This window comes from Actinotalea sp. JY-7885, from assembly GCF_014525465.1.
In the GTDB taxonomy this organism is placed as follows: domain Bacteria; phylum Actinomycetota; class Actinomycetes; order Actinomycetales; family Cellulomonadaceae; genus Actinotalea.
Genome location: NZ_JACEXH010000199.1, coordinates 1 through 5,357 on the forward strand (window position 1 = coordinate 1; position 5,357 = coordinate 5,357).

Sequence of the window (5,357 nt, forward strand, 5' to 3'; positions counted from 1 at the left end):
GCGCTGGCCGGGCCGCTCCGCCGGGCGGCCCGCGCCCCGGCCGCGGCTCTCGGCCGCGGCCGGCGACGACGTCGTCGCGGTCATCGCGGCCTCAGCCCTGGTCCTCGTCCCACTCCGCCCACGCCTCGTCGAGCGCCTCCTGCGCCTCGGCCTGCGCCTGGGCGAGGGCTTCCGCGGGTTCCGCCTGGCCGTTGAGCACGCGGTTGACCGCGTCCTGCCACGCGGCCTTGAACTCGGCGTCCGCCGGGTTCGCCGGGAGGTTCACGGCATGGTCGTTGGCCTCGTAGATCGCGGCGACGGCCGACGCCCACGGCTCGGGCGCGTCCGTGGGCACGAGCTCGGAGCGGATCTGCTCGTCCGCCTCGGCGTTGCCCGTGAGCAGGCCGGTGAAGAGCTGCCCGGACTCGGCGCGCTGGTCGGCGCGCTCCTGCGCGGCCGCGAGCCAGGAGTCGGTCGCCGTGATGACGCGGATGAACCGGCACGCGGCGGCCTGGGTCTCCTCGGTCCCCGCCGGGATCGCCCACGCGGAGCCACCGGAGTAGGCGAGCGCCTCGCCGTCGCGCCCGCGGAAGGTGTCGAAGACCATGGGGGCATCGGCCGAGACCTCGTTGAGCACGTTGACGTACCAGTTCTCCATCGGCATGGCACCCAGCACGCCGGTCGCGAACTGGTTGCCCTCGCCGAAGAAGTCCGCCGCGTCGCGGTACGCCTTGACGCCGCCGAAGCCGCCCTGCTGGTCGTAGACCTCGACCGCGAACTCGAGGGCCTCGACCACCTTCGGGTCGTCGAGGTTCGCGCTGCGGGCGTCGTCCGACAGGAGGTCCGCGCCGTTGGCCTTGGCCCACAGCGGGAGGAACTCCGGGAGCTTGGAGTCGTAGCCGATGACGCTGAGGTCGCCCCCGGAGCCCTGCGTGAGCGCGGTGGTGGCGGCGGTGACCGCCTCCCAGTCCGAGCCGTTGACGTCGTCGACGCTCAGACCGGCCGCCTCGAGCAGGTCCCCGTTCGCCATCGTGATCTGGACCTGCATGAACTCCGGCAGGGCATAGAGCGCGCCGTCGAAGGTGACCTGCTCGAGCGCGGTCTCGCGGAACACGGACGTGTCGATCCCCTCGCCCTCGACGCATGCGTCGAGCGGGACGATCGCACCGCGCGAGGCGAACGTGCCGATCTGGTCGCGGTTCGCGTAGACGAGGCCGGGCGGGTCACCCGCGGCCACGGCCGAGAGGAACTGCTGGATGTCGAGGTCACCCTCGACCAGCGAGACGTCCACGCCGTCGCCGAGCTCCTCGAGCGCGAGGTCGTGCCGGACCTCCGCGACCTCGTCGACCAGACCGAACCCCATCACGGACATCTCGCCGGTGAGCTCCGCGTCGGGGTCGTAGGCGACGTCCTCGCCGCCGCTCTCGCCGGTGGCCCCCGTGCCCTGCGCGCAGGCCGTCAGCGCGACGGCCGACGTCGCCACCAGGAGGACGGACCGCACTGCTGCGCTTCTCATGCTGCCCCCACAGGCCGTGGGCGTCGGGACGCGGCGCCCGGTATGCCGAGTAGAGCACCGGCCCGCACTTCTCGCGCGGGGAAGTCGATGACCTCGGTCCCGCCCCGGGGCCGCAGCGCAGCCGATGCCCGTCAGCCGCCGAGGAGGTCCTCGAAGTTCACGGTCAGGGCGAACGGGTCGCGCGGGCCGGCGGCACCGCGCGGCGGGCGGCCGGCCACGAGCGCGGCGAGCTCGCGCGCGCCGCGGTCGATGCGGGCCCCCAGCGGGACGACGTCGCCGGTGGTCGAGCCGGCCGCCTGCCCGAAGTCCTCCGTCGCCGCGAAGACCGCGGTGGGCACCGTGATGGCGCGCAGGTAGCTGAACAGCGGCCGGACGGCGTGCTCCAGGGCGAGGGAGTGCCGCGCCGTCCCGGCGGTCGCGCCCATGAGCACGGGCATGCCCTCCAGCGCACCGTCCTCGAGGACGTCGACGGCGTTCTTGAACAGGCCCGAGTACGACCCGGAGAAGATCGGCGTCACGGCGACGAGCCCGTCGGCCGTCGTGATCGTCTCCAGGGCGGAGGTCAGGCGCTCGGTCGCGAAGCCCGTGAGCAGGGCGGCCGTGAGGTCCTGCGCGTGGTCCCGCAGCTCCACGACGTCGAGCACTGCGTCCTCGCCCGCCTCGCGCAGCGCGCGCTCGACGGCCTCCGCCATGCGGTCGGCGAGCAGCCGCGTCGACGACGGCTGGCGCAAGCCCCCCGAGACGACGGCGATCCGGCGGCTCACCGCGTCACCCGCGGGTCGCCGGCCCCGGCGGGCTCCGGCGACGCGCCCGTGACGTCGTCGCCCGCGCCGTGGACCGTCGCGTCGCGTCCGCCGCCCGCGGCAGCGACCCGCGCGGCGTGCGTGGGTGCGTCCGGCACGTGCGCGGGACGGCCGACGGCGAGCTCCTTGCGCAGCACCGGGACGACCTCGCCGCCGAGGATCTCGAGCTGGTCGAGCACGGTGCCGAGCGGCAGCCCGGCGTGGTCGATCAGGAACAGCTGACGCTGGTAGTCCCCGACGTGGTCGCGCATCGCGGCGTAACGGTCGATGACCTCCTGCGGGCTGCCCACCGTGAGCGGCGTCTGCTCCGTGAAGTCCTCCATCGACGGGCCGTGGCCGTAGACCGGCGCGTTGTCGAAGTACGGCCGGAACTCCCGCTTGGCGTCCTGGCTGTTCCGGCGCATGAAGACCTGGCCGCCGAGGCCGACGATCGCCTGGTCGGCGGCGCCGTGGCCGTAGTGCTCGAACCGGCGGCGGTACAGCGCGACCATCTGCTGGGTGTGGGAGATCGGCCAGAAGATGTTGTTGTGGAAGAAGCCGTCGCCGTAGTACGCGGCCTGCTCGGCGATCTCCGGCGAGCGGATCGAGCCGTGCCAGGCGAAGGGCGGGACGCCGTCGAGCGGGCGCGGGGTCGAGGTGAACGACTGCAGCGGCGTGCGGAACCGGCCCTGCCAGTCCACGACGTCCTCGCGCCACAGGCGGTGCAGGAGGGCGTAGTTCTCGACCGCGAGCGGGATGCCGTTGCGGATGTCCTGGCCGAACCAGGGGTAGACCGGCCCGGTGTTGCCGCGGCCCATCATCAGGTCCACGCGCCCGTCCGCCAGGTGCTGGAGCATCGCGTAGTCCTCGGCGATCTTCACCGGGTCGTTCGTGGTGATCAGGGTCGTCGCGGTCGAGAGCAGGAGCCGCTCCGTCCGCGCGGCGACGTACGCGAGCGTCGTCGTCGGAGAGGACGAGAAGAACGGCGGGTTGTGGTGCTCTCCCAGCGCGAAGACGTCGAGCCCGACCTCCTCCGCCTTGGCCGCGATGGCGAGGACGGCCTTGAGCCGCTCGCCCTCGCCCGGCGTGCGGCCCGTCGTCGGGTCCGTCGTGATGTCGCTGACCGAGAAGATGCCGAACTGCATCTGCGGCGCCGGACCGGTGGTGCGCTGCGCGGACATGGGGTGCTCCTGCCGTCGGTTAGTTCAATCTTCAACCACTACCGCCGGAACCGCAACCTCGGCGCTGTTGTTCCGCGCACCCCGTGCCGATGCACCTCTGCCGTCGGCGTGACGTCGCGTCAGGCGACGCGGAACTGATCGACCAACCGGTCCAGGAGCGCGTCGACGCGCGTGTCGACCGTGCGGCGCGCCGGGTCGGCGTCGTACCACTCGACGATCTCGCGCGCGCCCTGCTCGAACGGGATCGTCGCCCGGTAGTCCGGCACCACGGTCCGCACCTTGGTGTTGTCGAACACCATCGAGTGCGCCTTGTCGCCCAGCAGGCCGGCGCCCCACTCCGGGTCCTGCGCCGCGATCGCGTCGGAGGGGACGTGCACGATGCGCGCCGTCGTCCCGGCGGCCGCGGCGAGCGTGTGCGCGATCTGGTCCCAGGTCAGGACGTCGTCCGACGTCAGGTGGAACGCCTCCCCGACCGTGCGCGGGTGGGCCAGCAGCGGCACGAAGCCCTTGGCGAAGTCCGCGTGGTGCGTCAGCGTCCACAGCGACGTGCCGTCGCCGTGGACCACGACCTCCTTGCCCTGCCGCATCCGCTCGATCACGGTCCAGCCGCCGTCCAGCGGGACGAGCGTCTTGTCGTAGGTGTGCGACGGGCGCACGATCGTCGCGGGGAACGCGTCGTCGCGGTACGCCCGCACGAGCAGGTCCTCGCACGCGATCTTGTTGCGCGAGTACTCCCAGTGCGGGTTGCGCAGCGGGGTGGACTCGAGCACGGGAAGGCGCGCCGGGGGCGTCTGGTACGCCGACGCCGACGAGATGAAGACGTACTGCCCCGTGCGACCCGTGAAGAGCTCGATGTCGGTGCGGACGTGCTCGGGCGTGAACGCGACCCAGTCGACCACGGCATCGAACTCGAGGTCCCCGAGCGCCTCGCGCACCGTCTCGGGGCGGCGGATGTCGGCGCGCAGCGTCGTGACGCCGTCCGGCAGGGGCCGCGTCGTGCTCTCGCCGCGGTTGAGGACGTGCAGGTCGATCCCCCGCTCCACTGCCAGCCGCGTGCTGGCGGAGCTGATGGTGCCGCTGCCGCCGATGAACAGGACCCTGGGTGCGCTCATGCACGCACGGTAGCCGGGCGGGCCGACGTCGGCCCCCGGCGCCGCGGCGGCGCGCCCGACCCGTAGCCTGACCGGGTGCCTCCCGAGCCCTCGACCCCCTTCCGCGTGGCCGTCGCCCCCGGCGTCACGGTGAGCAAGTGGGGCCGGGTGTGGGCCGAGCGCCGCCCCGACGTCCCGCTCGAGGTCGTCCCGCTCGAGGCGGCACCGCCGGACGTCCTCGACGCCGCCGCCCAGGTGGCCCCGCTGCACGACGGCGCCGTCGACGCCGCGTTCGTGCGCCTGCCGGTGCCCCGGGACGGTCTCGAGGTCATCCCGCTGTGGAGCGAGGTCGCCGTCGTCGTCGTGCCGCGGGACCACCCCGTGGCGCTGTTCGAGGAGGTGGCCGTCGCCGACCTGGTCGACGAGGACCTGCTGCAGGACCCGGCCTCCGTCCCCGGCTGGCTCGACGCCGCCGGCGGGCGCGCGCCGACCGGACGCCCCGCACCGCCGTGGACCGGCACGGCCGACGCCGTGGAGCTGGTCGCCGCCGGCGTGGGCGTGCTGGTGGTGCCCATGTCGGTCGCCCGGCTGCACCACCGCCGCGACGTGACGCACCGGCCGGTCGTCGACCTCGAGCACACCCGCGTCGGCCTCGCGTGGCTGACGGAGCGGACCACGCCGCTGGTCGAGGAGTTCATCGGCATCGTCCGCGGTCGCACGGCGCGCAGCTCGCGCGGCGCGACGCCGCCCGCCGAGGGCGCCGAGACCGGGACGGGCCGGGGTGCCCAGGACGCGCGCGGCGCGGGCG

General features: G+C 73.8%; 5 protein-coding genes. 1 reads left to right on the forward strand and 4 read right to left on the reverse strand.

The window, feature by feature from the left end; genetic code table 11:
• Positions 1-91: 91 nt before the first annotated feature.
• The 4 genes from IDM29_RS14470 to IDM29_RS14485 form a co-directional block, all read right to left on the reverse strand.
• Positions 92-1,495, reverse strand: a complete 1,404-nt coding sequence (locus IDM29_RS14470; RefSeq protein WP_188037693.1) for an extracellular solute-binding protein — start codon at positions 1,493-1,495, stop codon at positions 92-94.
• Between the two features lie 131 nt (positions 1,496-1,626).
• On the reverse strand, positions 1,627-2,259 hold the full coding sequence (locus IDM29_RS14475) for an FMN reductase (protein ID WP_188037694.1): 633 nt from the start codon (positions 2,257-2,259) through the stop codon (positions 1,627-1,629).
• Positions 2,256-3,422 carry an LLM class flavin-dependent oxidoreductase gene (locus IDM29_RS14480; protein WP_188037696.1) on the reverse strand — a complete coding sequence of 389 codons (1,167 nt, stop codon included), beginning with the start codon at positions 3,420-3,422 and terminating at the stop codon, positions 2,256-2,258. The genes IDM29_RS14475 and IDM29_RS14480 overlap by 4 nt, the downstream gene beginning before the upstream one ends.
• Positions 3,423-3,577: 155 nt before the next feature.
• Positions 3,578-4,570 (reverse strand): NAD-dependent epimerase/dehydratase family protein, encoded by a 993-nt coding sequence (locus tag IDM29_RS14485; protein WP_182111849.1) that lies wholly within the window; start codon positions 4,568-4,570, stop codon positions 3,578-3,580.
• 75 nt (positions 4,571-4,645) lie between these two features.
• Between IDM29_RS14485 and IDM29_RS14490 the strand changes: the two genes are divergently transcribed.
• Positions 4,646-5,357 (forward strand): LysR substrate-binding domain-containing protein (locus IDM29_RS14490; protein ID WP_188037695.1); only part of this gene is annotated, 712 nt, incomplete at its 3' end.

Coding starts and splice junctions, on each gene's coding strand:
- IDM29_RS14470 (WP_188037693.1), bottom strand. CDS start 1,495: ATGAGAAGCGCAGCAGTGCGGTCCGTCCTCCTGGTGGCGACGTCGGCC.
- IDM29_RS14485 (WP_182111849.1), bottom strand. CDS start 4,570: ATGAGCGCACCCAGGGTCCTGTTCATCGGCGGCAGCGGCACCATCAGC.
- IDM29_RS14480 (WP_188037696.1), bottom strand. CDS start 3,422: ATGCAGTTCGGCATCTTCTCGGTCAGCGACATCACGACGGACCCGACG.